Annotated in this window: 23 protein-coding genes and 1 tRNA gene; 7 read left to right on the forward strand and 17 right to left on the reverse strand. The window is 65.2% G+C overall.

Annotation, left to right across the window (positions count from 1 at the left end; genetic code table 11):
- The 6 genes from ACU8YE_RS16165 to ACU8YE_RS16190 all read right to left on the reverse strand — a co-directional run bounded on the left by ACU8YE_RS16165 (position 1) and on the right by ACU8YE_RS16190 (position 6039).
- Positions 1-861, reverse strand: coding sequence for an enoyl-CoA hydratase family protein (locus ACU8YE_RS16165; RefSeq protein ID WP_414561480.1), 861 nt, complete (start codon positions 859-861; stop codon positions 1-3).
- Positions 862-878: 17 nt separating this feature from the next.
- Positions 879-1463 carry a MarR family winged helix-turn-helix transcriptional regulator gene (locus ACU8YE_RS16170; protein WP_446929154.1) on the reverse strand — a complete coding sequence of 195 codons (585 nt, stop codon included), beginning with the start codon at positions 1461-1463 and terminating at the stop codon, positions 879-881.
- Positions 1460-2242: an SDR family NAD(P)-dependent oxidoreductase gene (locus ACU8YE_RS16175; protein WP_446929155.1), complete on the reverse strand. Its 783-nt coding sequence runs from the start codon at positions 2240-2242 to the stop codon at positions 1460-1462. The genes ACU8YE_RS16170 and ACU8YE_RS16175 overlap by 4 nt, the downstream gene beginning before the upstream one ends.
- A gap of 1 nt (position 2243) precedes the next feature.
- Positions 2244-4607: a bifunctional salicylyl-CoA 5-hydroxylase/oxidoreductase gene (locus ACU8YE_RS16180; RefSeq protein WP_446929156.1), complete on the reverse strand. Its 2364-nt coding sequence runs from the start codon at positions 4605-4607 to the stop codon at positions 2244-2246.
- Positions 4608-4743: 136 nt separating this feature from the next.
- Positions 4744-5559, reverse strand: coding sequence for a dienelactone hydrolase family protein (locus tag ACU8YE_RS16185; RefSeq protein ID WP_446929157.1), 816 nt, complete (start codon positions 5557-5559; stop codon positions 4744-4746).
- A 27-nt stretch (positions 5560-5586) separates the two neighbouring features.
- Entirely contained in the window at positions 5587-6039 is a 453-nt protein-coding gene (locus ACU8YE_RS16190; RefSeq protein WP_446929158.1) for a tautomerase family protein, read from the reverse strand.
- Between the two features lie 97 nt (positions 6040-6136).
- Here ACU8YE_RS16190 and ACU8YE_RS16195 point away from each other — a divergent pair, with 97 nt between their 5' ends.
- Positions 6137-7108, forward strand: a complete 972-nt coding sequence (locus ACU8YE_RS16195; RefSeq protein WP_446929159.1) for a GlxA family transcriptional regulator — start codon at positions 6137-6139, stop codon at positions 7106-7108.
- Between the two features lie 110 nt (positions 7109-7218).
- Positions 7219-7911: a DUF2076 domain-containing protein gene (locus tag ACU8YE_RS16200; protein ID WP_446929160.1), complete on the forward strand. Its 693-nt coding sequence runs from the start codon at positions 7219-7221 to the stop codon at positions 7909-7911.
- A 45-nt stretch (positions 7912-7956) separates the two neighbouring features.
- On the opposite strand, the gene ACU8YE_RS16205 is transcribed toward ACU8YE_RS16200, so the two are convergent.
- On the reverse strand, positions 7957-8862 hold the full coding sequence (locus ACU8YE_RS16205; protein WP_446929161.1) for a LysR family transcriptional regulator: 906 nt from the start codon (positions 8860-8862) through the stop codon (positions 7957-7959).
- 118 nt (positions 8863-8980) lie between these two features.
- Here ACU8YE_RS16205 and ACU8YE_RS16210 point away from each other — a divergent pair, with 118 nt between their 5' ends.
- Complete coding sequence (locus ACU8YE_RS16210; protein WP_446929162.1) at positions 8981-9571, forward strand: flavodoxin family protein; 591 nt, start codon at positions 8981-8983, stop codon at positions 9569-9571.
- Positions 9572-9703: 132 nt separating this feature from the next.
- Here ACU8YE_RS16210 and ACU8YE_RS16215 read toward each other — a convergent pair whose 3' ends face one another.
- Both ACU8YE_RS16215 and ACU8YE_RS16220 read right to left on the reverse strand, forming a co-directional pair.
- Positions 9704-10057: a hypothetical protein gene (locus ACU8YE_RS16215; RefSeq protein ID WP_446929163.1), complete on the reverse strand. Its 354-nt coding sequence runs from the start codon at positions 10055-10057 to the stop codon at positions 9704-9706.
- 683 nt (positions 10058-10740) lie between these two features.
- A complete protein-coding gene (locus ACU8YE_RS16220; protein WP_446929164.1) occupies positions 10741-13128 on the reverse strand; it encodes a PAS domain S-box protein in 2388 nt (795 codons plus the stop codon).
- A gap of 265 nt (positions 13129-13393) precedes the next feature.
- Between ACU8YE_RS16220 and ACU8YE_RS16225 the strand changes: the two genes are divergently transcribed.
- Positions 13394-14515 (forward strand): ATP-binding protein, encoded by a 1122-nt coding sequence (locus tag ACU8YE_RS16225; RefSeq protein ID WP_446929165.1) that lies wholly within the window; start codon positions 13394-13396, stop codon positions 14513-14515.
- A 96-nt stretch (positions 14516-14611) separates the two neighbouring features.
- Here ACU8YE_RS16225 and mctP read toward each other — a convergent pair whose 3' ends face one another.
- Together mctP and ACU8YE_RS16235 are read right to left on the reverse strand one after the other, a co-directional pair.
- On the reverse strand, positions 14612-16120 hold the full coding sequence (gene mctP, locus ACU8YE_RS16230; protein ID WP_446929201.1) for a monocarboxylate uptake permease MctP: 1509 nt from the start codon (positions 16118-16120) through the stop codon (positions 14612-14614).
- The gene (locus ACU8YE_RS16235) at positions 16120-16299 is read right to left on the reverse strand and encodes a DUF3311 domain-containing protein (RefSeq protein ID WP_024978098.1); all 180 of its coding nucleotides are present in this window, start codon (positions 16297-16299) and stop codon (positions 16120-16122) included. Before ACU8YE_RS16235 ends, mctP begins: the two co-directional genes overlap by 1 nt.
- Positions 16300-17137: 838 nt before the next feature.
- On the opposite strand from ACU8YE_RS16235, the gene ACU8YE_RS16240 reads away from it, so the two are divergent.
- Complete coding sequence (locus ACU8YE_RS16240; RefSeq protein ID WP_322018188.1) at positions 17138-17338, forward strand: hypothetical protein; 201 nt, start codon at positions 17138-17140, stop codon at positions 17336-17338.
- A gap of 23 nt (positions 17339-17361) precedes the next feature.
- Here the strand turns inward: ACU8YE_RS16240 and ACU8YE_RS16245 are convergent, their stop codons facing one another.
- Entirely contained in the window at positions 17362-18738 is a 1377-nt protein-coding gene (locus ACU8YE_RS16245; RefSeq protein WP_446929166.1) for an MFS transporter, read from the reverse strand.
- Between the two features lie 135 nt (positions 18739-18873).
- On the opposite strand from ACU8YE_RS16245, the gene ACU8YE_RS16250 reads away from it, so the two are divergent.
- On the forward strand, positions 18874-19599 hold the full coding sequence (locus tag ACU8YE_RS16250; protein WP_446929167.1) for an ArsR/SmtB family transcription factor: 726 nt from the start codon (positions 18874-18876) through the stop codon (positions 19597-19599).
- Between the two features lie 13 nt (positions 19600-19612).
- Here the strand turns inward: ACU8YE_RS16250 and blaOXA are convergent, their stop codons facing one another.
- Positions 19613-20440 (reverse strand): OXA-22 family class D beta-lactamase, encoded by an 828-nt coding sequence (blaOXA, locus tag ACU8YE_RS16255; protein ID WP_232038791.1) that lies wholly within the window; start codon positions 20438-20440, stop codon positions 19613-19615.
- A 179-nt stretch (positions 20441-20619) separates the two neighbouring features.
- Here blaOXA and ACU8YE_RS16260 point away from each other — a divergent pair.
- Positions 20620-20704 (forward strand) — tRNA-Leu (locus tag ACU8YE_RS16260).
- A 198-nt stretch (positions 20705-20902) separates the two neighbouring features.
- Here the strand turns inward: ACU8YE_RS16260 and ACU8YE_RS16265 are convergent.
- From ACU8YE_RS16265 to pip, 4 genes are all read right to left on the reverse strand, one after another.
- Positions 20903-22051, reverse strand: a complete 1149-nt coding sequence (locus tag ACU8YE_RS16265) for a DSD1 family PLP-dependent enzyme (protein WP_446929168.1) — start codon at positions 22049-22051, stop codon at positions 20903-20905.
- Between the two features lie 11 nt (positions 22052-22062).
- The gene (locus ACU8YE_RS16270) at positions 22063-22731 is read right to left on the reverse strand and encodes an HAD-IA family hydrolase (RefSeq protein WP_446929169.1); all 669 of its coding nucleotides are present in this window, start codon (positions 22729-22731) and stop codon (positions 22063-22065) included.
- 94 nt (positions 22732-22825) lie between these two features.
- The gene (locus tag ACU8YE_RS16275; protein WP_260801130.1) at positions 22826-23731 is read right to left on the reverse strand and encodes a LysR family transcriptional regulator; all 906 of its coding nucleotides are present in this window, start codon (positions 23729-23731) and stop codon (positions 22826-22828) included.
- 3 nt (positions 23732-23734) lie between these two features.
- Positions 23735-24688, reverse strand: a complete 954-nt coding sequence (gene pip, locus ACU8YE_RS16280) for a prolyl aminopeptidase (RefSeq protein WP_446929170.1) — start codon at positions 24686-24688, stop codon at positions 23735-23737.
- Positions 24689-24726: the final 38 nt, after the last annotated feature.

Here is a 24726-nt window from a genome sequence, read left to right on the forward strand (position 1 = left end):
TCAGTTCCCCTCGAAAACCGGTTTCTGCTTGGCGACAAACGCGTGATACGCCCGCGAGAAGTCTTCGGTCAGCATGCAGATGGCCTGCGCCTGGGCCTCGGCCTCGATGGCCTGCTCGATCGTCATCGTCCATTCCTGGTGCAGCATCGTCTTGGTGATGCCGTTGGCGAAGGTCGGGCCGGCGGCCAGGTCGGCGGCCAGGGCTTGCGCTTGGCTCAGCACCTCGGCCGGATCGCACAGGCGATTGAAGAAGCCCCAGCGCTCGCCCTCTTCGCCGCTCATCGAGCGCCCGGTGTAGAGCAGTTCGCTCGCGCGGCCCTGACCGATGATGCGCGGCAGGATCGCGCAGGCGCCCATGTCGCAGCCGGCCAGGCCGACGCGGTTGAAGAGGAACGCCGTCTTGCTGCGCGCCGTGCCCAGGCGCAGGTCGGAAGACATCGCCAGGATGGCGCCCGCGCCCGCGCACACGCCGTCAACCGCAGCGACGATCGGCTGCGGGCACGCGCGCATCGTCTTCACCAGCTCGCCCGTCATGCGCGTGAACATCAGCAGCTCGGGCGCCTTCAATTGCACCAGCGGGCCGATGATCTCGTGCACGTCGCCACCGGAGCAGAAGTTGTCGCCCGCACCGGCCAGCACGATGGCCTTGACGTCATCCGCCCACTTGAGCTGATGAAACAGGTCGCGCAGCTCGGCGTACGAATCGAACGTGAGCGGGTTCTTGCGCTCGGGCCGGTTGAGCGTGATGGTGGCAACGCCGCCTTCCACGCTCCACAGAAAGTGCTTGGCTTGATAGCCCGCCAGCGGTCGGCGGTTGCCGGCCAGCAGGGCCGGGTCCACATGGTGATTCGGGTCGGTCATGGTTGGGTCGGATTCGTTCAAGGTTGATCTTCGCGGGCGTCCAGCTCTTGCTCGCGCTGCGCGAGGTGCACGCGCAGGTGGCCGAGCTGCGCATACAGCGCGTCTTTTTTGGCGATGCCCAGGCCGTCGAACATCTCGATCAGCCAGCGTTCGTGTTCGGCAGCCATCTCGGCAAAGTGTTGGCGGCCGGCGTCGGTCAGCAGCACGCGAAAGGACCGGCGATCATCCGGATCCGGCTCGCGTTTGACAAGCCCTTCCTTCTCCAGCTGGTCGGTCAGGCCGGTGACGTTGCCGCCGGTCACCATCAGGTAGCGCGACAGCACGTTCATGCGCAGCCCGTCCGGGTGGCGATCGAGTTGGGCCAGATAGTCGAAGCGCGGCAGCGTGGTGTTGAAGCGCGTGCGCAGGCGCTGGCGGATCTGCTGTTCGATCTGCGTGCTGCACGCCAGGAGGCGCAGCCAGATCTTGACGTCCATGTGGTCGTCCACATGGGCGCGCGCTTCCAGGCCGATACGTTCATCGCCCAGCGCATGCACGACGGCGTGGTGGCCAGAGGCGCGCGTGGCGAGTGCGGTTTTGCGCCGGGTGCGTTCGGTGCTCACATCACCTCCCCGCCGGATACCGAGATGGCCTGCCCCGTGATTGACGAGGCGCCTTCGGAGCACAGCCACACCACGGCGTTCGCCACTTCGTCGGGCGCGATCAACCGACCCTGCGGGTTGCCCTTCACCAGCTCGGCCCGCGCTTCTTCCGCGCTGCGGCCGGTACGGGCAACGATGCGGTCGATGCTCTCGCGCACGATGTCGGTTTCCGTATAGCCGGGGCAGACTGCGTTGACGGTGACGCCGCGCGCCGCAAGCTCCAGCGCCAGCGAGCGCGTGAGCCCGATCACCCCATGCTTGGCCGCCACATACGCCGACACATACGCATAACCGCGCTGCCCCGCCGTGCTGGCAATGTTCACGATGCGGCCGCGGCCCGAGGCTTGCACATCGGCCAGCGCCGCCTGTGTGCACAGGAACGTGCCCGTCAGGTTGACGGCCAGCATGCGCTGCCATTGGTCGAGCGTGGTCTTGGCAAACGGCGCACTCTCAGCCTGGCCCGCGTTGTTGACGAGGATGGAGATGGGGCCAAGCCCCGCGCGTGCAGATTCGAACGCCGCCGACACGCTCGCCTCGTCGGTCACATCGCACGTCACGACCTGCGCGCGGGCGCTGTCGGGCAACGTCTTTGCGGTGGCTTCCAGCACGTCGGCGTTGCGGCCCATCAGCGTGAGCGTGGCGCCTTGCGCCGCGAGTTGCTTGGCAATCGCAGCGCCAATCCCGCGCCCAGCGCCGGTAACGACAGCGTGGTGCCCGCTGAGCATCGCAGGTGTCGCCATCTCAAACCCCCTGCATGCGGTTGGCCTGCTCCAGCGGAGACAACCCCACCGCCTGCGCCGCCATCGCGCGCTCGCGCTCCAGGTTGCGCTCCAGCTGCAGCTTGCCTGCGCGGTACTGCTTGGGCCACGGCATATCGAGATAGCCGATGCGCGCGGCTTCGTTCAGCGTCCAGGCCGGGTTGGCGAGGTGCGGGCGCGCCACGGCGCACAGGTCGGCACGGCCGGCCGCGATGATGCTGTTGACGTGGTCCGCCTCGGAGATGGCGCCCACCGCAATCGTGGCGATGCCCGCCTCGTTGCGCACGCGGTCGGCAAACGGCGTCTGGAACATGCGGCCATACACGGGCTGCTCCTTCTTGCTGACCTGGCCCGATGAGCAGTCGATCATGTCCGCGCCCGCGGCCTTGAAGACGCGGGCAATTTCCACCGCATCGTCTGGCGTAATGCCGCCCTCCACCCAGTCGTGCGCCGAAATCCGCACCGACATCGGCTTGTTGCTCGGCCACACTTCACGCACTGCGTGGAAGACTTCGAGCGGAAAACGCAAGCGGTTTTCCAGCGAGCCGCCATATTCGTCATTGCGCTGATTCGTCAATGGCGAGATGAACGATGACAGCAAATAGCCATGCGCACAGTGCAGCTCCAGCCAGTCGAATCCGGCTTCAGCTGCCAGGCGCGCGGCGTGAACAAAGTCGTCACGCACGCGGTCCATGTCGTCGCGCGTCATGGCGCGCGACCACTGGCTCACGCCATCCAGGTACTGCTGCGGCGATGCCGAGATCAGCGGCCAGTTCTGCCCGCCTTCCAGCGGCAGATCGATGCCCTCCCACGCCACGCGCGTCGAGCCCTTGGCACCGGCATGGCCGAGCTGGATTCCGAGCTTCGCATCGCTGTTGGCATGCACGAACTGCACGATGCGCGCCCAGCCGTCGCGCTGGTCGGTGTTCCACAAGCCCGGGCAGCCCGGCGTGATGCGCGCGTCCGGCGACACACAGGTCATCTCCGCCATCACCAGGCCGGCGCCCCCCATGGCGCGCGCGCCCAGGTGGACGAGGTGGTAATCCGCCGGCTGACCGTCTTCGCACGAGTACTGCGCCATGGGCGACACCACCACGCGGTTCTTGAGCGTGACGTCACGCACCGTGAAGGGCGTGAACATCGGCGGCACGGGGCCGTGCTGCGGCCCGCGCGGGGCGCCGGCCTGCTCGGCAATCCAGTCTTCAAACTGTTCGAGATAACGCTTGTCGCGCTGACGCAGGTTTTCGTGGCTGATGCGCTGGCTGCGCGTGAGCAGCGAATACGCAAATTGTTCGGTCGGCAGGTTGGCGTAGCGGTCTACGTTTTCAAACCACTCGGTCGAGTTGCGCGCCGCGTTCTGGATGCGCAGCACTTCCACGCTGCGCACTGCCTCGTAGTGCTCAAGCGCGGCACGCAAATCGCCAGGGTGCTGGCCGATGCTGCGCGCCAGTTCAATCGAATCTTCCAGCGCCAGCTTGGTGCCCGACCCGATCGAGAAATGCGCCGTGTGCGCGGCGTCGCCCATCAGCACCACCGGCGTGCCGTGCGCGTTGGTATGCACCCAATGCCGACAAACCACGCGCGGAAAGCGAATCCACTGCGCAGAGCCCCGCAGGTGCGTGGCGTTGGAAATCAGCTTGTTGCCGTCGAGGTACTTGGCGAAGAGCCGCTCGCAGTACGCGATGGCCTCTTCCTTCTCCATGGTGTCCAGCCCGGCGGCGCGCCATACCTCTTCAGGTGCCTCGACGATGAAGGTGGAGGTCTCGTCATCAAAGCGGTACGCATGCGCCTGGAACCAGCCGTGCTCGGTCTCTTCAAACGCAAACGTGAAGGCCTCGAACAGCTTGTGCGTGCCCAGCCAGACAAAGCGGCAGCGGCGCGTGTCGATATCGGGTTGATACGTGGCGGCGTACTTGGTGCGGATGCGGCTGTTCAGGCCGTCGCTGGCGATGATGAGGTCAGCATCGGCATAAGCCGTGTCATCCTGCACGTCGGTTTCAAAGACCAGCTTGACGCCCTCTTCCTCGCAGCGCGCCTGCAGGATGTTCAGCAAGCGCTTGCGCCCGATACCGCAGAAGCCGTGGCCGCCGGAGCGCACGACCTGCCCGCGGATGTGGACTTCAATGTCGTCCCAGTGGTTGAAGGCGTCGAGGATCTGCGCGGCGCTCTTGGCGTCGGCGCGCTGCAGGTTGCCCAGCGTCTGGTCGGAGAACACCACGCCCCAGCCGAACGTGTCATACGGGCGGTTGCGCTCCACCACGGTGATGTCGTGCGACGGGTCCTGCAGCTTCATCAGCAGGGCAAAGTACAGGCCGGCCGGCCCACCACCAATACAGACAATCTTCATGACAACGGCTCCGCATTTGATGCGGTATTACCTTAGTCATGAATAGTTTAGTTGTAAAGCAATTTGCACAGACGTCGCCCCGGGGTTTACACCGAACCGTGCGGCGCCGGGCTCACACTCGCATGTGAGCCCCCACTCAGCTCAGGCGCTGCCGGAAGAACGCCAGGATCTCGTCGCGGGCCGCCAACGTGGGCTCGCCGGCGGCGTCGATCAGGTGGGCAGTCACCACGCTGTGCGGACAAGGCACGTGCTGGGCAAAGAACGGCGGCGGGTTCGGGTGCGCAGCGCTGTCGGGCAGCACGCGCGCCACAAAGCGGGGGCCCAGCGCCTGCGCATACGCAGCAAAGCGCTCGGCACGGCAGAAACGATCACCCTCAAAGCGGTAGGCCAGCACGGTCAGGTCTTCCTGCTCCAACCGCTGGCGCACGGCGGCCGCATCCTCAGGCGCGATCTCGATCCCGTCCGGTGCGTTCAGCGGCAAGGACGGCTGACACAGCACCGGCGCCAGCATGGCCGGCTCCAGCATCATCGTCAGCGCGAAATTGCCGCTGAAGCACATGCCGATGGCGCCCACGCCCGGGCCGCCGCACTCCGCATGGGCCCGCCGCGCCAGCGCGCGCAGCCATTGCGTGACCGGGCTCGACTGGTTGGCGGCAAACGCACGGAACTCCGCGCTCACGCACGCATGGCGGAACACCTCCGCACCCGCCTCCGCCTCGGGCACCGCGCCATCGCGCCCGAACAACGACGGCATGTAGACCGTCAGCCCCGCATCGCGCACCCAGCGTGCAAACCGCGCCACGTGCGGGCTGATGCCCGGCATCTCGGCCATGACGATCACGCCCGGGCCGGTGCCTGCCACGTACACGGTCTTGGCGATGCCATCCAGGGTGATCTGGCGGCGCGTGAAGTCTTCCAGGCTGTCATCCTGCTGCGTGTGCTGGCTTGTCATGCGTGGGCTCCGTTGGAATGGCCTGGCTCAGGCGGCGAGATGCTGAAGATGCGCATAACCGGCCGCCCTGGCGAAATCAGGCAGCGACCACAACGCGCCGTTCACGCCCCAGGTGCCGTCGGGCACGTCATGCAGCATCACCGAGGTCACCACGCGCCGCGCATCATCGGCTGGCAACGCCAGCGCAAAGGCTTCGTGCATCTGCTGAACGAAGCGCGTACGCGCAGCAGCATCCAGCACACCGGCCGGCACATGGGCGACGACCAGACACGGCACCATCTGCGTTGTCACATCCGCCCCGCCGCACCACCACGAGGCGGCCGGCACCTCTTCCACCATTACCCAGGTCGTCGCGCGCCGGCGCGGATCATCGGGAATCTGCTCGGCCTGCGCGGCCGCCTCGGTGATGCGGCGTGCGAGCGTCGCGCGCGCGTCGCCGTCAAACGTGTTTGCAGGAATCTTGACGAGGATGTTCGGCATGGGGGCACTCGAGAGCGTCGTTGACATGCCTGCATTGAACCCGCGCAGCCGCTAGACTGGCAGTGTCGATTTCGACATCTTTCGGGCAACTTTGGTCATGGCGGATTTCACCATCCTCGTACTCTCCGGCGCGTACGCCACCAGCGTGGCGGCCACGCTGGACATCCTGCAGGCTGCGTCGACACTCGCCCCGCGTGTGAAGGCGCCGCGTCCAACGTGGCGCGTACTGTCAGCCGACGCGCCCAGCGTGCGCCTTAGCAACGGCATGCAGGTGGAGACTGCTGCGCTGCCAAAACGCCCGCGCCCCGATGGCAGCACCTGGATCGTGCCGGGCGTAGGCCTAGACCATGCCGGCGTCATAGCCACGCGCCTGGCGCAGGACGATGCGCAGCGAGCAGTTCGCGCCGTGGCCGCTCAAGTCGCATCGGGCGGGCAGGTGGCTGCATCGTGCTCGGCGGTGTTCCTGCTGCAGGCGGCCGGCGTGCTGCCGGGGCGCTGCGTCACCACGTCTTGGTGGCTCGCCCCAACGTTGCAGCAGTGGGAGCCCGCATGCACCGTCGACGCAAACCGCATGGTGTGCGCCGACGGCCCGATTACCACCGCCGGCGCCGCCTTTGCGCAGACCGACCTGATGCTGCATCTGCTGCGCACGCGCTTTGGCGTGGCGCTGGCCGATGCCGTGGGGCGCGTGCTGTTGATCGACGGCCGTCACGCGCAAGCGCCGTTTGTGGTGCCCGCCATGCTGGCCAACGGCAACGCGCTGATTGCCCGGCTGGTGGCACGCATTGAAGCCGCCCTGCCCAACCCGCCCAGCGTGCAGGCGCTGGCCGACGAGCTGGCCATGTCGCAACGCACCCTGTCGCGGCACGTGCGGGAGGCCACCGGCAGAAGCACCCTCGCCCTGGTGCAGAGCGTGCGCCTGAACCGCGCCCGCATGCTGATCGAATCAAGCCGCATGACCATCGACAGCGTGGCCGAAGCCGTAGGCTACGAAGACGCCACTGCGCTGCGGCGCCTGATGCGCAAGGTGTCGGGCGCCAACCCCAGCCAATACCGCCCGGCCGCCTAGGGGCTTAGGGTTACAGGCCGTTACACAAGAAGCTGCCGGGCCTTAATTTTCGTTTAAGACTTGACGCCTACCTTGGTCACGTCGCACCCACCCAGACAGGAACACACACCATGTCCCCGCAAGAACAGCAAGCGCTGGAAAACTTCCTGGCCCAACTGACGCAAGCCCGCGCCGCAGCCAAGGACCCGCAGGCCGAAGCCCGCATCCTCGACGCCGTGGCCCGCCAGCCGGACGCGGCCTATCTGCTCGTGCAGCGCGCCATGCTGCTCGACCAGGCGCTGGCCTCGGCGCAGGCGCAAATCGCCACGCTGCAGAACCAGTTGCAGGCGGCGCAAGCCGGCCGCAGCGCGTCGTTCATGGACTCGGCCAACAACTGGGGCAGTCACGCCGGCAGCCCGACGCCCACGCCCGCATACGCTCCGCAGCAGGCCGCCCCGGCGCAGATGCCGCCCCAGGCCCAACAGGCCCCGGCGCAACCGGCGCGCTCCGGCTTCTTCAGTGGCGGCCTGGGCAGCACGCTGGGCAGCGTCGCGACCACCGCAGCCGGCGTGGCCGGCGGCGCGCTGCTGTTCCAGGGCATCGAGAACATGTTCCACCACAACAGTGGCGGTGGCGGCTTCTTCGGCCAGCAGCCGGTGATGGGCGGCGCCACGGAAACCGTCATCAACAACTACTACGACAGCGACAGCGGCGGTAACAACGGCAATACCAACACCGCGTTGCGCGATGACAGCCTCGGGCTGATCGACGACAGCGACCTGGGCGGTGGTGACTACTCGGATGACGATTCGATGCTGAGCTAGTCGCGCTAGGCACGCCGCCGATCACGTGGTGTGCCTGCGCAACGCTCAATCCAGATAGGGCTTCAACAGCCCTTCGATCCACGCCATGAAGACCCGGACGCGCGGCGAGAGGTTGCGCCGATGCGCCACCACGAACGACGCAGGCAGCGGCTCAGGGCGCAGGTCTGGCAGCACCTCAACCAGCGCACCGCTCTCGAGATGGGGCGCGAGCGCGGTGTAGCCCGCCTGGATCAATCCAATGCCCGCCAACCCGGCCGCGTGATACGTCTGCACGCTGTTGACCTGCATGGCGGCGGGCAGCGGAAGCCACGCATAACCATCGCCATCGGGGTATTGCCACCCAGCGTGCCTGGCGCCGAGCATGAGCGTGTAATGCACCATCTGATGCCCCTGGCGGACCAAGTCTTCCAGCGTATGCGGGACGCCATAACGCGCCAGATAGGCAGGGCTTGCCGCATTGGTCATGCGCAGCTTGCCCAGCGGCCGCGCAATCATCGTTTCATCGGTAATCGGCCCGAAACGGATCACGCAGTCGAAGCCTTCCTGGACAAGATCGACGCGCCGGTCTGTGCTGGAAAGCTCCAGTTGCAGCTCCGGGTGCGCCGCCATCAATTGCGGCAGCGCAGGCACCACGACACTGCGTGCCAACTCGGTCGGCAGATCGACGCGCAGCCGGCCACGTACCGGCCCGCCATTCGCCAGGAACATCGATTGCAATTCCTGCGCTTCGGCCAGCAGGTCGCGGGCGCGTGCATAGAATTCGCGGCCGTCTTCGGTCAGTTGCACGCTCCGCGTGGTCCGGTGCAGGAGCGCAACGCCCACATCCTGCTCGAGCGTGCGGATCACCGTTGACACACGTCCCTTCTGGATGCCGAGGCTTTCCGCCGCGCGCGTAAAGCTCGTCATTTCGGCCACACGGGCAAAGATCAACAGCGCGTCGAGGTTTTGCATTGTTCATCCGGCGAAGAACAGAACGTTCAAATCGGCGTCGTTTATCACGCCGTCACAGCTCAGTAGAGTGGCCTCCCATGTCGTCCGCAGCGGACCACGTTCACGATAGGAAGCCACCATGACTGAAACCACCACCCAAGCAAAAACGGCCGTCGTCTATCACTCCGGCTATGGGCACACCGCCCGCATGGCAAGCGCTGTTGCCGAAGGCGCCGGCGCAGACCTCGTCGCAATTGATGCCGAGGGCAATATCTCCGAAGACGCCTGGGCCACGCTCGCAGCAGCCGACGCCATCCTGTTCGGCTCGCCGACCTACATGGGCGGCCCGAGCTGGCAGTTCAAGAAGTTCGCCGATGCATCGTCGAAGCCGTGGTTTGAAGGCGCGTGGCAAAACAAGGTCTTCGGCGGCTTTACCAACAGCGCCAGCATCAATGGCGACAAGCTCAACACGCTCGAATACTTCGTTCTGCTCACGGGGCAGCATGGCGGCATCTGGGTCAGCATGGACATCAAGCCTGCGAACGTAAAGGCCTCCAAACGCGACGACCTGAACCGCATGGGATCGTACATCGCGCCGATGGCGCAGACGCCCGCCGATGCGTCGCCGGAAGAAATGTCGTCAGGAGATCTTGAAACCGCACGTCGCTATGGCGCACGGGTGGCGATGGTTGCGGCGCAATTTCGCGCGGGGCGGGGGCAGGTGCGCTGAGATGATGCGAGCGCGCCTGCGCCCGATCACGTGAGGGCGGCGGGCCCGACAGCGGAGGTGGAAAACTGACACCCAAGGAAGCCAGCCAGCCTGAAGGCTGCTCCGCCCGGCCCGCAATCAATCAACGCATCGTTACTGCTCGCTATGGCCACGCCGCTCAATGGCGGCGAGCACATCCCATGCTTGCGGATCCACGTCCCGGCCTCCAAGCGACATCGACACGTACACATCGATCGCATCGACAAAGCCCTTCACGAATGCAGGCGGAAAACTGTGCGCTGAGAAGTGCTGAAGCTGCTCACGCAGCATGCCGGGCCGGCATTGAACATGCGAGCACATTGCGGTGCGCGTGCGCTTGAGATAAGCCTGGCCAGCGAGCGCGCCATTCAGGTAAGTGCGATTCTTGGTGAGCTTGCCCGTTGCCGCTGACGTGGCGTCGGCGTGAGGGGCGCACCGTGGTGGAGAGGGGTATGAAGCGATTGGCATGGAGCCTCCAGAGATAGTAGAGGCCTGTCAACTCGTTGCTACACGGGTGGCGGGCCTGACGGCGGGGGTAGCAAACCGGCTCTCTGGAGCACCGGCAGACCCGAAGGTCTCCCCACCCGGCCCGCCCTTGATGGCGCGCGAGTGCCTGCCGGCAAATTGCAATGCAATTGCCGTCCAGAGGTACCACTCAAACAGGTTGCTACACCCGGCTGCCGTTGGTGCGGCAGCGGGAAGGATTATAGCGATGGGGCTGGCAGCGCAGGTCTGATTTGTGGGGCGTCACTCCAAATGCGCCACGACCCACCTCCAAACCCTCGCGCTCCACTCCCAGGCACTCAAGCGCCAAGCTCTGAGCCCCACGCTCGACCCTCAAACACTCGATTCCGACAGTGCAAGCGTCGCGCATCACCGTCAGACACTCGCGCGCCACGGTCTGCCCCTCGCGCCCGGCTCTTCGAGCTTCAAATTTTCGACCTCCGAGAGCCGCGTTCCAGCCTCGGACAGTCGATCGCCACGGTTGGAGGCTCGCGCTCCACAGTCTGGCCCTCGCGCACGACTCTCGGAGGTCGAAAATTTCGAGCGAGAACTGCGGCGTTCCACAGTCTGAGTGCCGTGCGTGCGCCTCCGACTGTGGAAGACGGGTCTCCGAGGGCCGAACGCCGCCCTCAAACCCCGGCGCTCGGCTATGTATCGGTGGCGGCCCGCTCTGGCGCCATCATCGATTGCAGTGCGTGCTGCAACTGATCGAGCGTGTAAGGCTTGCGTAGCGCAGTCCACCTGAACGCAAAGCGGTCGTGGTTGGGAATCGGGTTGCCGGAGGCGAAGACGACGCGGAGTTCCGGATGCAGTGTGGACGCGCACTGTGCGAGTTCAATGCCGGACATGTCGGGCATGACCACGTCTGTGAACAGCACGTCGAAAGACCCCGACTTCAGCGCGGCCAGCGCCTGCGCGCCGCTGGCCGCCTGCTGGGGTGTGATCCCGATCAGCATCAACAGCTCGCACACCGCGCCACGCAAGGAAGCGTCGTCCTCAACCACGAGGATACGCAAGCGCGCCGGTTCCCACACCGTGCCGGTGTTGAGGTCGGGCGGCGTGTCACCTTCATCGGGTCCGGCCGCTTGCCCCGCGTCGCTTCCGAGCACCTGGCGGATCTTGAACCCAAGCTGCTGTCGGCTGTACGGCTTGCTCAGCAGCTCCACGCCCGGATCGAGCCGCCCGCCATGCACGATGGCGTTCTGCGTGTAGCCGGAGGTATAGAGCACCTTCAGCGCGGGCAGTGCCTGCACGGCTCTCCGCACCATTTCCGTACTGCGCAGGGCGCCGGGCATGACCACATCGGTGAACAGCAGGTCGATATGCACGCCGCTCTCGATCACGGCCAGTGCCTGCTCCGCATTGTTGGCCTTGAGCACGGCATAGCCCAGGCCGCTCAGCAGATCAACCACGGTCTCGCGAACCTTTGCGTCGTCTTCCACGACGAGGATCGTCTCGTTGCCGTGCTTGAGCGCTCCGGTTTTGACGCGTGCGGGCTCAACCGCCATATCGGTGGAACGGGGCAGATAGATGCGCACCGTCGTGCCCTCACCGACCTCGCTGTAGAGCCGGATATGGCCGCCGCTCTGTTTGACGAAACCGTAGGCCATGCTCAACCCCAGGCCCGTGCCTTCCCCCTCGGGCTTGGTGCTGAAGAACGGGTCGAAGGCCTGCTCCATGACGTCGGGGGCCATGCCCGTACCGGTATCCGTCACCGCCAGCATGACGTACTGCCCGGCCGGCACGTCGGGCAGCGCGACCACGTAGTCGTCATCCAGCGTGGCATTGGAGAGTTCAAGCGTGAGCTTGCCGCCGTCCGGCATCGCATCCCGCGCGTTGATGGCCAGGTTCAGGATGACGTTCTCGAACTGATGCGGATCGACCGCGATATTCCACAGTCCGCCCGCCACCACCGATTCGATCTCGATCGCCTCGCCCAGCGCCCGCCGCAGCAGATCGTCCATGGCGCGCAGTTGGCGCGCGGGGTTGATCACCACGGGTGCAAGCGGTTGCTGGCGGCCGAAGGCAAGCAGTTGGGCGGCCAGCTTCGCACCGCGGTCGACGGCATCGATGGCGTTAGTCAGCCGCTCAGCGCTCCAGCCATCCCGGCCATGGCGGCTTTCGAGCAGTTCGAGGTTGCCCCGCAGCACCTGCAGCACGTTGTTGAAATCATGCGCAACACCGCCCGTGAGCTTGCCCAGGGCCTCCATCTTCTGGGCCTGGAAGAGCGCTCTTTGCGTTTGCTCCAGTTGCTCGCTCGCGCGCCGCCGCTCCGTGATGTCGCGCGTGACCTTTGCGAACCCGACCAATTGGCCGTCTTCGTAGATGGCATCGATGATGACGTGCGCGAAGAAGCGGCTCCCATCGCTGCGCACGCGCCAGCCTTCAGCTTCAAATCGCCCTTCGCGCCGGGCCGTTTCCAGGCCACGGAACGGCACACCGGCCGCAACGTCCTCGGGGGTATAGAACCGCGAAAAATGCGAACCGATGATCTCGTCTTCGGTATAGCCCTTGATGCGCCGGGCGCCAGCATTCCAGCTCGTAATGTGCCCGTCGGGCGACAGCATGAAGATGGCGTAGTCCGTCACACCCTGAACCAGCAGCCGGAAATTCCGCTCGCTATTGAGCACGGCGTCGTGGGCGGCCTTCTTCTCGCTCATATCGCTGATCACGGTGCCGAACCCGATCAGCGCGTTGTTGCTGTCGCGCAGTGCCGTCATGGCAACGGTCGCCCAGAAGGGCGTGCCGTCCTTGCGGATGTGCCATCCCTCCTCGACATACCGCCCTGACTCTGCGGCGGCACGCAGCGCGGCCTGCGGCGCACCCGAGGCTCGGCTCTCTGGCGGATACAAAAGGGCGAGCGGCTGGCCAATAATCTCGTCCGGCCGATAGCCCTGCATCCGTTCGCCGCCAGGGTTCCACGTGGCGACCACGCCAGGGCGCGACAGGGCAAAGACGGAGAACTCCGAGGTGGATTCGGCCCACAACCGCAGCCACGCAAAACCGGATTCAGCAGACAAGGGGTCGTGGTTCATAGGATTGGCAGATCAGTCCCGATTCCGCAGGGTGTCGGGCGCGCTTAGCAATTAGTGGACCGCGCCCGCATCTTTACCGAAACCAGCGCAATGGGCGACTGAAACGCCACTCCTTCACACCGGTATGGCTGGCAAGAGGAACGCCGTTTGCATACCTTGTAGCCAAAAGCGCAGCATGGGCCGTTCCCGCGAACGATCGGGATGACAGCGGCGCGGCGCACGAGCCGGCTCCCGACCATGGCTTTCGCCACCATCAAGGAAACCCATGAACCTATCCGACTTTATCGAGGCAAACCTCCCGGGCCTCATCGACGACTGGACGGAATACGCGCGCAGGCTCAACAGCGGCCGCTCTCGTCTGTCTGAACAGCAGCTGTGCAACTCGGCGCGTGACCTTCTCCTGCGGATTGCTGCCGATATGCGCGAGGGGCAGACGTCTGCACAACAGCACGCCAAATCGTGGGGCGACCGTGCGCCGTCCGATTCGGGCTTCAATGAAGCCGCCCACGAGCATGCAGACGACCGCCTCTCGCACGGGTTCGACATCAACGATCTGGTGGCGGAATACCGCGCGTTGCGCGCCAGCGTGCTCCGCCGGTGGCAGCAGGACCCGCAGGCTCACGCGCTGGCGCTGCAAGAGATGATCCGGTTCAACGAGGCCATCGACCAGATGCTTGCGGAATCGGTGCGCCAGCACGCCCAGCAGACCGAGCGCATGCGCGACCTGTTTGCCGGGGTGCTAGCGCATGACCTGCGCTCCCCACTCGGCGCGATCCTGGCTTCGACAGAAACGCTGCTGCACGACGATGGCCTGTCTTCGCGCAGCGTGCGAGCGGTCGCGTTCATCCAGCGCGGCGCGATGCGCGTGCAGCAGATGATTGACGACCTGCTAGTCTTCACACGCACGCGCCTGGGCGACTTCCTGCCCACGAGTTTCAGTAGCCAGGATATGGGACGGCTGTGCAGCGATGCCATCGATGAAGTGTGTGCGTCGTACCCCGACGCGCAGATCGACCTGCGCTTGGCCGGCGAACTGCGTGGCAAGTGGGACGGCAGCCGGATCGGCCAGCTGCTGGTCAATCTGTTGACCAACGCGGTGCGCTATGGGTCGGGGCGGGTCGCCGTTGAAGCGGCCGGGCGCGATGGGCAGATGACGATTGCCGTTTCAAACGAGGGCAACCCCATTCCGCCCGCTGCTTTCCCCACCCTGTTCGATCCGCTCACCCGCGCGACGCAACCCGACCAGAGGGGAAGTGCTGCCGGGATCGGGCTTGGCCTGTATATCTGCCGCTGCATCGTGCAGGCACATCGCGGCACGATCGATGTGCAATCGTCGGAACACGGTACGACGTTCACGGTGCGGATTCCTCTTTTGGCGTCTGCTTGAACCTCGTCGGCTGCGCGGCGTGCCGGTCGCCCAAAGAAAAAGCCGGCACCCTGAGGTGCCGGCCCTTTCTCCTGCTTCTGCGAGTTGCAGCGTCGATCAGCCTGCCTGACGCAGCGCGGCCGTTTCCTGCCCGCGCTTGCCCATCAGCAACTGCACCACCACCGCAACGATGATGTTGAAGGCCAGTGCTGCCAGGCCCGTGTAGATGGTGTACTTGTCACCGCCGATCACGAAGGTGTGCACAGGCTTGATGCCATCGGAGAACGCCAGCCAGCTGCCGGCGATCATGCCCGCCGCCCAGCCGGCCAGCAGCGCCGGTGCGCGGAAGCGGTTCGAGATGTTGAACAGCCCGAACACCACCGACGGGAACGTCTGCACGATCCACACGCCACCCAGCAGCTGGAGGTCCAGTGCGAACTTGGTCGGCAGGAACAGGATGAACACCAGCGCGCCCGCCTTGACGATCAACGAGATCACCTTGGCAACCTTTTCCTCGCCAGCGTGCGTGAGGTCCGGGGCCACGTAGGGCTTCCAGAAGTTGCGCGTGAACAGGTTGGCCGCACCAATCGACATGACCGCCGCCGGCACCAGCGCACCAATCGCGATGGCCGAGAACGCAAAGCCCGTGAACCAGCTCGGGAACAGCGCGTTGAACAGCGCGGGCACGACGTCGTTGTTGTTGGTGACCTTGATGCCTGCCGAGTAGGCCATGAAGCCCAGCAGCGCAATCAGGCCCAGCAGCACCGTATAGGCAGGCAGGAAGACAGCGTTCTTGCGGATGGTGTCTGCACTGCGCGCGGCAAAGATGCCCGTGAGCGTGTGCGGATACATGAACGCCGCCAGTGCCGAGCCAATCGCCAGCGTGGCGAACGGCAGGAACTGCGCAGGCTTGAGCGTCAGGCCCGTGGCGCCGCCCTTCAAGGCAAACGCATCATGCGCGGTGGCAAACACGGCACCGTAGCCGCCCAGCTTGGCCGGCACCAGCACCACCGCCACCAGCACCACGATGTAGATCATGATGTCTTTGACGAAGGCGATGAGCGCAGGCGCGCGCAGGCCGGCGGAGTACGTGTACAGCGCCAGGATGACGAAGGCAGCCGCCAGCGGCAGCTCACCCGTCAAGCCCAGGGCCTTGATCACGACTTCCATGCCGATGAGCTGCAGGGCGATGTAGGGCATCGTCGCCACCACGCCCGTCAGCGCCACCGCAAACTCCAGCGGCCGCGAGCCGTAGCGGCCGTACACGGCATCGGCCGCCGTGACGTGGCCCTTGGCATGCGCCACCTTCCACAGCTTGGGCATGATCAGGAAGACGATCGGGTACACCAGGATCGTGTACGGCAGCGCGAAGAAGCCATACGCACCCACGGCATACACGAGTGCCGGCACGGCGATCACGGTGTAGGCGGTGTAGAAATCGCCACCCACCAGGAACCACGTGATCCAGGTGCCGAAGTTGCGCCCGCCCAGGCCCCACTCTTCAATGTGGGCACCCTTGTCGGAGTTGCCACGCTGCCAGCGCGAGGCGATGAAACCCATCACCGTGACCAGCGCGAAGAAAAAGATGAAGACCGCCAGCGCAGTCCAGTTGATTTGTCCGCCCATCATTCTTCTCCTTTGCTCTGACCGTTCTTGAAGACGATCCAGATCAGCAGCGAGGTGATCGGCACCCAGAGGAACTGGTACCAGTAGAAGAACGGAAAGCCGAAGAGCGCCGGCATTTCCTGGTTGTAGAACGGCACCCACAGCAGGCCGATGAAAGGCAGTGCGAGCAAGAACTTCATGGGTTGTCTCCTAGTTCGGGGACTTCGGATGTTGTTTTGAACAGGTGAGGTGCCACGCCCGATGCGTGACCAGACGGATGTCTGACGGATTGCTTTCCGCCTTTGTAGTTATCCGGCGCACTGTGATCGAGCGCCTTCTGGAAAACCATCCGCACCTGTACGCAGCAGCCACACGTAGTACTACGTAGTAAGCGTAGGCTTTTCGCATGAAATAACCAATCGCTAAGGTGGGCGCGGGTTTCCTAGGGTTTTCACGAATTCCTGTCATGACAGACAACTGCAAAACGCGTGAACAAAACTCGCAAGCGACCACGGTGCCGCATGGCGCCAAGCACCGAGGGAAACCGCAGGGGCTGGCCCTTGTTTGTTGTGATGCAGCATAAGCCCTGGCGCGCCCAGGGTTTCTGCAGCGTGCCGCACTGACACGTTGCTGCCGGCTTACCCGTTCCAGCGCATGCCGAGCTTGCCGTCGTCGCCGCGCGGGCGCTCGTGCGAGTGCTTCCAGCTGAAACCCTCGGTGCTGGACGAACACACAGAACCCCGAATTCCTGACGGCTGACGCGCCCCGAAATTCGATCAATGCAAATGCCTGCCCATGCAGTGGTGTGCGTGCCGACGGCGACTGGCGGCCAACATACCCGGCCGAAGCGACAATTCAATTCGGAAAGAATTGAATTCACTCGCCAATTCATTTCAATCCAATAACGTCTTTTTCATTTGGCTTTTTTTAGATTCTTTTTTTATTGAAAGGCACCGACATTGGATTTCCCACTTCAAAAGGAAATCGTTTGCCATCCACCCGCAAATGGCGCAGCCATCAGGAGAAACCCGCACATGCATGGATATTCAAGCGCCCGTTTCTTTAGAGCAAACCCTCAAAAACGTGTGGTGTTTTGAATTTGTTTTCAATCTGATTGAAGAAATACTTGTAAGGTGGTTCTATCGTACGCATTCACATCCCACTTTGCCCGGCAATCCCCTCGCTGGGCATTTTTTTGGCCGCGCGTCAGATGGCCTTGCCTGCGCCAATCTGCCGTAAAAGCGGGGGACATTGCGGAACCCTCAGCGGCGATCAGCGCCATGCCGCCACGCCACCGCAGCGCACGCAAGCTGTACCGCGCCACCGCACAACATGGCCACGCGCAACCCCGATGCGCCGCTGCCGCCCACGGCATATACCGCGCCCAGGATCGCCACGCCCAACGTCGCCCCTGTCATGCGCGCCACGTTGACGAGCGCCGATGCCGTGCCGGAACGCTCCGGCCCCACGGCGCCTACTGCCGCGCCCATCAGCGGGCCAGTGGCAAAGCCCATGCCGAGCCCCGTGAGTGCCAGCCCGACGGCTGCCGGCACCACCGATGCCGCGCCGGCACATACCCCCAACGTGAGCAGCCCCAGCGCGATGATGCCCACCCCGCCCGCCGTGGCCAGCCGCACACCATGGCGGCGCGCCACCGTGCCCGACATGGGCGACACCGCCATGAAGACCAGCGCCATCGGCATCAGCGCAATGCCCGCGCCAATGACGTTGAAGCGGCCGGTGCTCTGCCACATGAGCGGCAGCAGGAAGAGCGCACCGTACATGCCGAACGTCATGCCGGCCGTGGCGACGATGGCGCCGCGGAACGCGCGCACGCGAAAAAGATCCAGTGGCACCAGCGCCTCGCTGCCGTGGCGTGCCTCTACGCGGATGAACCACGCCAGCGCGACGAGCGCCACGGCGAGCACAGCCGCCGCCACAGCAGGCGCGTGATGCGCCTCGATAGCAGCAAAGGCCAGCCCACCCAGCGTGATCGCGCCCAACACCTGGGCCAGCGCATCGAAACGACGGTGGGCGGCGTCAGACGATTCCGGCACCACGCGCACGGCCAGCACCATGATGGCCACGCTGGCCGGCACCACCACCCAGAACACGGCACGCCAGCCGAAGTGCGTGACCAGCACGCCGCCGGCCGTCGGCCCGATCGCCATGGCCAGGCCGTTGCATGCCGCCCAGACACCCAGCGCATGCGCACGTTCGCCTGCGTCGCGCCACACCACCCGCAAGATCGCCAGTGATGCCGGCAGCAGCAGCGACGCTCCCACACCCGCCATGGCACGCGCGCCGATCAGCCACCCGATCGACGGTGCCAGCGCGCACAGCACCGATGCCACCGAGAACACCGCCGCACCCGACACAAACGCCCGCCGCCGGCCGTACAAGTCGGCCCGCAGGCCACCACTGAGCAGCAGCGCGGCATAGGCGAGGTTATAGGCGTCGATCACCCACTGCAGCGGCCCGACCTGTGCGTGGAAGAACTGGCCTATCGGGCGCACCGCCAGGTTGACGACGGCGGTGTCGATCTGTGCGACCAACACGGCCATCGACAGCACGCACAGCACCAGACGCTTATGCGTCGCGGTGTTGGCATGCGTTGGTTGCATCGTGATTCCATCCATCTGGGAGCCTCTGGCTTTTGGCTTTAGCAAGCGATGGCCCCAGCGTAGTGCCGGCACCCTGGGCAACGCTTCGATGCGTGTCGAAGCATCGCGGCGCGCGGCTCCCTAGAATGGCCACATGACGAGGAGCCCGACATGTCGCATCCGAACAGTTTTTCCGGCACGGCCTTCCTGATTGCCGACCCCGCACGGGCGGCCATGCTGACGGCGTTGCTCGATGGGCGCGCGCTGCCTGCGGGGGAGCTGGCGCATGCTGCGGGCGTCACCGCGCAGACGGCCAGCACGCATCTGGCCAAGTTGCTCGACGGTGGCTTGGTGGTGGTGGAAACCGAGGGACGGCACAAGTACTTTCGGCTGGCCGGGGCACATGTGGCACAAGCGCTGGAGCACCTTGCCGCCATCACGCCCGCCGCGGCCGTGCGACGCACCACACCCAGCCCGAAAGCGCGCGAACTGGGCTTCTGCCGCTGCTGCTACGACCACCTTGCGGGCCAGGTGGGCGTGGCTGTCACGCACGCGCTGCAATCACGCGGCTATCTGCTGCCGATGCCAGATAAGCAATACGAGATCACGCCTGCGGGCATCCTGTGGTTTGGCGATGTGGGACTCGATGTGCGTGCCATTCGCCCCACGCGGCGCGGTCTGGCGCGGCAATGCCTGGATTGGACGGAGCGCACGCATCACCTGGCGGGCCCGCTGGGGGTGCAGTTCCTGCGGCGCCTGTGCGATGCCGGTTGGATGCTGCGCGCACGGGATTCACGCGCCGTGCTGGTCACGCCCAAGGGCTGGCAAGAGCTGCATCAGCGCCTGGGCGTGGATGAGGCAACGGTGCGCAGCGAAGCTGAGCACCGTCATGCATGAATGACGTCGTTGGTCAGTGCCCGGCGAAGGCCAGCACTTCCGGCAGGCGCGCAAGCAGCGCATCGCGCGAGCGGATGCCGCCCGAGGTCGGCTCAACCTTGTCGTCCTGGATCAGGTTGGCAAACACATACGTCTTGTCACCCTTCTTGGCCCAGCCGACAAACCAGCCGTAAGCGTGCGCCTGGTCCCACGTGCCGTCGGGCGACGTATTGCCCGGCGCCGGGCCGGCGGTGCCCGTCTTACCCTGCACCGCCCAGCCGCCCGGCACCTGCCAGGTCTGCACGGTACGGTCGACCATCTCGTAGGTGCGTGCAGATACCGGCAACTGCCGGTTGACGATCCGGCGCATGAAGTCGACCTGCTCCTCCGGGGATATCTTCAGCGACGAGGTGATCCACGAGCGGTCCATGCCGTTGTTCTTGCCTGGGTCGCCGCTCACGTCCATGTTGCCGTAGCCGAGCTTGCGCACGTACGCCTGGAAGGTTTGCGCGCCCATCGCATGCGTAATGCGCTGCGAATACCAGACCACCGAATATTTGAGCCACAGCGCCGGGTCGATGGGCTGGTGCCAGGCTTCGCCGCCCCAGTCGGGGTCGCCGCGCTTGAAGTGCTCGACGGGGGTGTGTTCGTCCTTGAGGAAGCCGTGGTCAAACCCCATGACGGCCAGCGCCAGCTTGAAGGTGGAAGCGGGGGTCACGCGCTCGTCGCACTTGCCTTCGTGCAAGACGGCCTTGCCCGTGGCGGCATCGGCCACGATCGTGCAGATCGGGTGCTCGGCGTGGGCAAAGGTGGCAAGCGCGGCCAGCAGGGCGCCGGTGGCGGCGTGGCGGAGTTTCATCATCAATCAACCTCATGTTGGGGGGAATGCAAATAGCTGCGTGGCAGCGTAGCAGCGAGGTTGCCGTCCTGCGGACCGCCACACGCGTAACGGCTGTAACGCAGGCGCGCCGGTGGAATAGCCGATCAGAAAAGAAGGGCTTGCAAATTTTTTGGCGGTCGGTAAAATGCGCCGCTCACCTAGCCCAGGTGGCGGAATTGGTAGACGCACTAGTTTCAGGTACTAGCGGGTAACTCCGTGGAGGTTCGAGTCCTCTCCTGGGCACCAAACACAGTCCCAAGCAGTTCAGGGGCGACAAAAAACCCGCGTGGCAATGAGCCTCGCGGGTTTTTTGTTGTCCGGACGGGTTCGGCATGCCGAGGCTTGTGCTCCGCAGCGATGCAGCGACGAGGCACCGCCGGCCACCCGCTCTGTTCGCGTCAAGCCTGCTCCTGCGCGGTTTCATGCTGGGCGCGGCCGCACCACTCACCATCCGTGGAACCGCCCCCACGTCTGCACCATGCCCCGCGACGACACCGCCTGGTACTCCGGGAACTGGGCCCCCGTGGCGCACGCGTGGTTCGGCAGTACACGCAGCTTCGTGCCGACCGGAAAGCGCGCCACCAGGTCGTCTTGTACCGAGCCATCGCTCGCTGCCAGAATGCCGTGCTCCTGGTTTGCGCCAATCAGCATGAGCCCGTCGAGCGGCGTGCCATCGAGCGTGCACGGCTGGCCATAGCCAAAGTCTTGCGACTGCTTGGCCGTGCCGCGGTCACGGCTCATCGCCATCCATCCGGCATCCACAATCACCCAGCCCTTGTCGGGCTGATGGCCAATCACCGTGGTCAGCACGCTCAGTGCAATTTCGTCCAGCGCACACACGCCCACGTTGTGCATGACCAGATCGAAGAATACGTAGACGCCCGCGCGCACTTCCGTCACGCCTTCGAGGTGCTCGGTGGCCAACGCGGTGGGCGTGGAGCCCACGCTCACCGCCGCGCACGGCACCCCGGCTTCGCGCAGGCGCTGCGCGGCGCGCACGCAACCGGCACGCTCCTGCTCGGCCAATGCCGCCAGCGCGGCGCGGTCGCTCAGGTCGTAGCCGGAGCCGGCGTGCGTCATCACGCCGCCCACGTCGATGCCGCCGTCTTTCAGGATGCGGCCGACTTCCAGCAGTGCATCTTGCTCGGGCGTGATGCCGGAGCGGTGGCCATCGGTGTCGACTTCGATCCACACTTCACAGCGCTCACCGTGCACGCGGGCGTGGTCGACCACAGCGTGGGCGGCCTCTGCGTTGTCGACCACGAGCTTGAGATCGCAGCCCCGCTTGCGCAGCGCCATCGCACGCGGCAGCTTGGTGGCGACAATGCCGACCGCGTAGAGGATGTCTCTGATGCCGGCGGCAAAGAAGGCTTCGGCCTCCTTCAACGTGGATACGGTAATGCCCTGCGCGCCGGCCGCCACCTGTGCGCGCACCACGTCTAGGCACTTGGTGGTCTTCACGTGCGGGCGGAATTTCACGCCCAGCGCGTTCATGCGGTGCTGCATGCGGGCGATGTTGTGCTGCATGCGCGGCAGGTCAATCAGCGCAGCCGGCGTGTCGAGGGTTTCAAGCGTGTGCGTGTCGGCGGTCATGGTTTGCATCCTCATGCGGCAAAACGGCGGGCCCAGGGCAGCAGATCTTCGAGCGTGGGCGAGGTGATCTCAGGCAACTGGGCGCCCTCCACCGGCGCCAGGCCGATGCCGTTGTGCCAGTACGTGCGCAGACCGACGGCCGCCGTGCCGAACATGTCGTAGCTGGAGCCCGCAACAAATGCCGCGTCAGCCGCATCCACGCCAAGTTGTTCAAGCGCCATGCGATAGGGCTTCGGATCGGGCTTGTACACGCCAGCCTGCTCGGCCGTGACAACGACATCCCAGGAAACAGGCAACAGCGCGGCGGCTTGCCGGCCCAGTCGTTCCGAGCAGTTGGTGACAACGGCCAGCTTGCAGTGCGGCTGCAGCTGGGCCAGCGCTTGCGCAGCGCCGCTCCAAGGTGCCAGGTGCAACCAGTTGGCTTCCAGCGCTTCAGGGGCGGAGGCCGGCAAGCCGACGTTCTGCCCGGCCTGCCGCACCATCGCTTCATACGGAACGTACGCGCCACAGCCGTACGTCAGCCGTAGATACTCGGCGCGCCACGTGCGGCCTGCCTGCTCGGAGCCCGCAGCACGGTTCCACAACGACCACGAATCGAGTAGCGCGGTCAGCAGATCGAACAGGATGGCCTTCGGATAGCGGGCGTCGGGAGAAACCGTGGAAGCGTTCACGCTTGTCACCTGCAAATCGGTAGAGATCGATGCCACCGATTGTAGGTACCGCGCAGCGGCTTTCGGTGAAGCCAGGTTGAATCAAAGATTCAGTGACGCTGCATCATGCGCGCCACGGCGGCTGCGGCTTGAAGCGGTTCTGCAGCGCCTGCATGAAGTGACGCGTACGTTGCGGCAAGCCCGCGCGGTTGTGCGTGAGCGCGATCACGTTGGCATCCGGCGCCTTCCAGCCGGGCAGCAATCGCACGAGGCGACCCGCACGCAGGTCATCGGCGACATCCCATTCGGAGCGCAGGATCACGCCGCGCCCTTCGCACGCCCACTGGCGGATGACATCGCCGTCGTTGCAGATGAGTTGCCTCGGCACGCGCACGCTGCGGCTCGTGCGGCCCTTGCTGAAGTGCCAGAGCGACACGTCTTCCTTGTTCTCGCGCAGCACGATGCAAGGCAGCGCGGCAAGGTCATCGGGCGTTTCGGGCAAACCGAAGCGCTTCACAAATGCGGGCGACGCGCAGACAAAGCGTGCGTTCGGTGCAATCGCATGGCCGACCAGGTTCGACACCTGCAGCGCGCCAATATGCACCACCACGTCAAACCGGTCCGCCGCTTCGATAAGGGGTGCATCGGACAGCGCCAGTTCGATGTCGACATCAGGGTGCTGCTGCTGGAAATCGGCAATGACAGGCGCCACGTAACGTCGCCCAAACCCTAGCGGCGCATTCACCTTGAGCGTACCGACCAAGCCGCCCCGGCGCGTGTGCAAATCCTCTGACAATGCGTCGAGCTGGCGAATCAGCTCTGCGCCGCGCTCGCACAGCAGCGCGCCCTCTTGCGTAAAGCGCAGGCTGCGTGCGGTGCGATCGACCAGCCGTGTGCCCAGCTTCTTCTCCAGTTGCTGCAGGCGTTGCGACACGGCTGAGGGCGTCACATCCAACGCGCGCGCCGTCGCCACCAGGCTGCCGTTGTCCTGGATGGCCAGCAGGAAGCGCAGGTCGGCGGAATCCGTCATGGGTTACTTGCCGGCAAAGCGATCCGTTGCGGCCAGCAGCTGATCGAGGATGCCGGGTTCGGACCACGCATGGCCGGCACCTTCGATCAGGTGGAAGTCTGAATCGGGCCACGCCTGATGCAATGCATACGCATAGCGCGCGGGGCACGGCATGTCGTAGCGGCCATGCACGATCACGCCGGGAATGCCCGCCAGCTTGTGCGCCTCGCGCAGCAACTGGCCCTCTTCCAGCCAGCACTGATGCGTGAAGTAGTGATTCTCCAGCCGCGCGAAGGCCAGGGCGAAATGGTCGTCGGCGTGCTTGGCGCTGTTGCTCGGGTCGGGCAGTAGCGTAATGGTCTCGCCTTCCCACACGCTCCAGGCGCGGGCGGCTTCGATCTGCCTGGCGGTGTCGTTGCCGGTGAGCACCTTGCGATAGGCGGCAATCATGTCGCCGCGCTCGGCCTCGGGAATGGGCGCCTGAAAGCGGGCCCATTTCTCGGGGAACATCTCCGATACGCCGTACTGGTAGTACCAGCGCAGCTCGGCCTGCGTGACGGTGTAGATACCGCGCAACACGAGTTCGCTCACCTGCTGCGGATACTTCTGCGCGTAAGCGAGTGCCAACGTCGAACCCCACGAGCCGCCAAAGACAAGCCAGCGCTCGGCGCCGGCAATGGCGCGCAGGCGTTCGATATCGGCCACGAGATGCCACGTGGTGTTGGCCTCCAGCCCCGCGTGCGGCGTCGACCGCCCGCAGCCGCGCTGGTCGAACAGCATCACGTCGTAGCGTGCGGGATCGAACACGCGGCGATGATCAACCGAAACGCCGCCACCCGGCCCCCCATGCAGGAACACCGCAGGCTTGGCACCGGGCGTGCCAACGCGCTCGTAGTAAACCGTGTGGCCATCGCCCACGTCGAGCATGCCGGTTTCATAGGGCTCGATGGGCGGATATAGCGTGCGCAATGCAGTCATGGTCGGTCCTGTCAAAAGGTTGCCGGAAGAATGGGCCG

Source organism: Ralstonia sp. VS2407 (genome assembly GCF_052950655.1).

Bases quoted from the DNA above. Each gene is read 5' to 3' on its own strand.
- ACU8YE_RS16195 (WP_446929159.1), top strand. From the start codon at position 6,137: ATGGCGGATTTCACCATCCTCGTACTCTCCGGCGCGTACGCCACCAGC.
- ACU8YE_RS16220 (WP_446929164.1), bottom strand. From the start codon at position 13,128: ATGAACCACGACCCCTTGTCTGCTGAATCCGGTTTTGCGTGGCTGCGG.
- ACU8YE_RS16180 (WP_446929156.1), bottom strand. From the start codon at position 4,607: ATGAAGATTGTCTGTATTGGTGGTGGGCCGGCCGGCCTGTACTTTGCC.
- ACU8YE_RS16175 (WP_446929155.1), bottom strand. From the start codon at position 2,242: ATGGCGACACCTGCGATGCTCAGCGGGCACCACGCTGTCGTTACCGGC.
- ACU8YE_RS16240 (WP_322018188.1), top strand. From the start codon at position 17,138: ATGGATATTCAAGCGCCCGTTTCTTTAGAGCAAACCCTCAAAAACGTG.
- pip (WP_446929170.1), bottom strand. From the start codon at position 24,688: ATGACTGCATTGCGCACGCTATATCCGCCCATCGAGCCCTATGAAACC.
- ACU8YE_RS16165 (WP_414561480.1), bottom strand. From the start codon at position 861: ATGACCGACCCGAATCACCATGTGGACCCGGCCCTGCTGGCCGGCAAC.
- ACU8YE_RS16265 (WP_446929168.1), bottom strand. From the start codon at position 22,051: ATGACCGCCGACACGCACACGCTTGAAACCCTCGACACGCCGGCTGCG.
- ACU8YE_RS16190 (WP_446929158.1), bottom strand. From the start codon at position 6,039: ATGCCGAACATCCTCGTCAAGATTCCTGCAAACACGTTTGACGGCGAC.
- ACU8YE_RS16215 (WP_446929163.1), bottom strand. From the start codon at position 10,057: ATGCCAATCGCTTCATACCCCTCTCCACCACGGTGCGCCCCTCACGCC.
- blaOXA (WP_232038791.1), bottom strand. From the start codon at position 20,440: ATGATGAAACTCCGCCACGCCGCCACCGGCGCCCTGCTGGCCGCGCTT.
- ACU8YE_RS16225 (WP_446929165.1), top strand. From the start codon at position 13,394: ATGAACCTATCCGACTTTATCGAGGCAAACCTCCCGGGCCTCATCGAC.
- ACU8YE_RS16250 (WP_446929167.1), top strand. From the start codon at position 18,874: ATGTCGCATCCGAACAGTTTTTCCGGCACGGCCTTCCTGATTGCCGAC.
- ACU8YE_RS16205 (WP_446929161.1), bottom strand. From the start codon at position 8,862: ATGCAAAACCTCGACGCGCTGTTGATCTTTGCCCGTGTGGCCGAAATG.
- ACU8YE_RS16185 (WP_446929157.1), bottom strand. From the start codon at position 5,559: ATGACAAGCCAGCACACGCAGCAGGATGACAGCCTGGAAGACTTCACG.
- mctP (WP_446929201.1), bottom strand. From the start codon at position 16,120: ATGGGCGGACAAATCAACTGGACTGCGCTGGCGGTCTTCATCTTTTTC.
- ACU8YE_RS16210 (WP_446929162.1), top strand. From the start codon at position 8,981: ATGACTGAAACCACCACCCAAGCAAAAACGGCCGTCGTCTATCACTCC.
- ACU8YE_RS16200 (WP_446929160.1), top strand. From the start codon at position 7,219: ATGTCCCCGCAAGAACAGCAAGCGCTGGAAAACTTCCTGGCCCAACTG.
- ACU8YE_RS16235 (WP_024978098.1), bottom strand. From the start codon at position 16,299: ATGAAGTTCTTGCTCGCACTGCCTTTCATCGGCCTGCTGTGGGTGCCG.
- ACU8YE_RS16245 (WP_446929166.1), bottom strand. From the start codon at position 18,738: ATGGATGGAATCACGATGCAACCAACGCATGCCAACACCGCGACGCAT.
- ACU8YE_RS16275 (WP_260801130.1), bottom strand. From the start codon at position 23,731: ATGACGGATTCCGCCGACCTGCGCTTCCTGCTGGCCATCCAGGACAAC.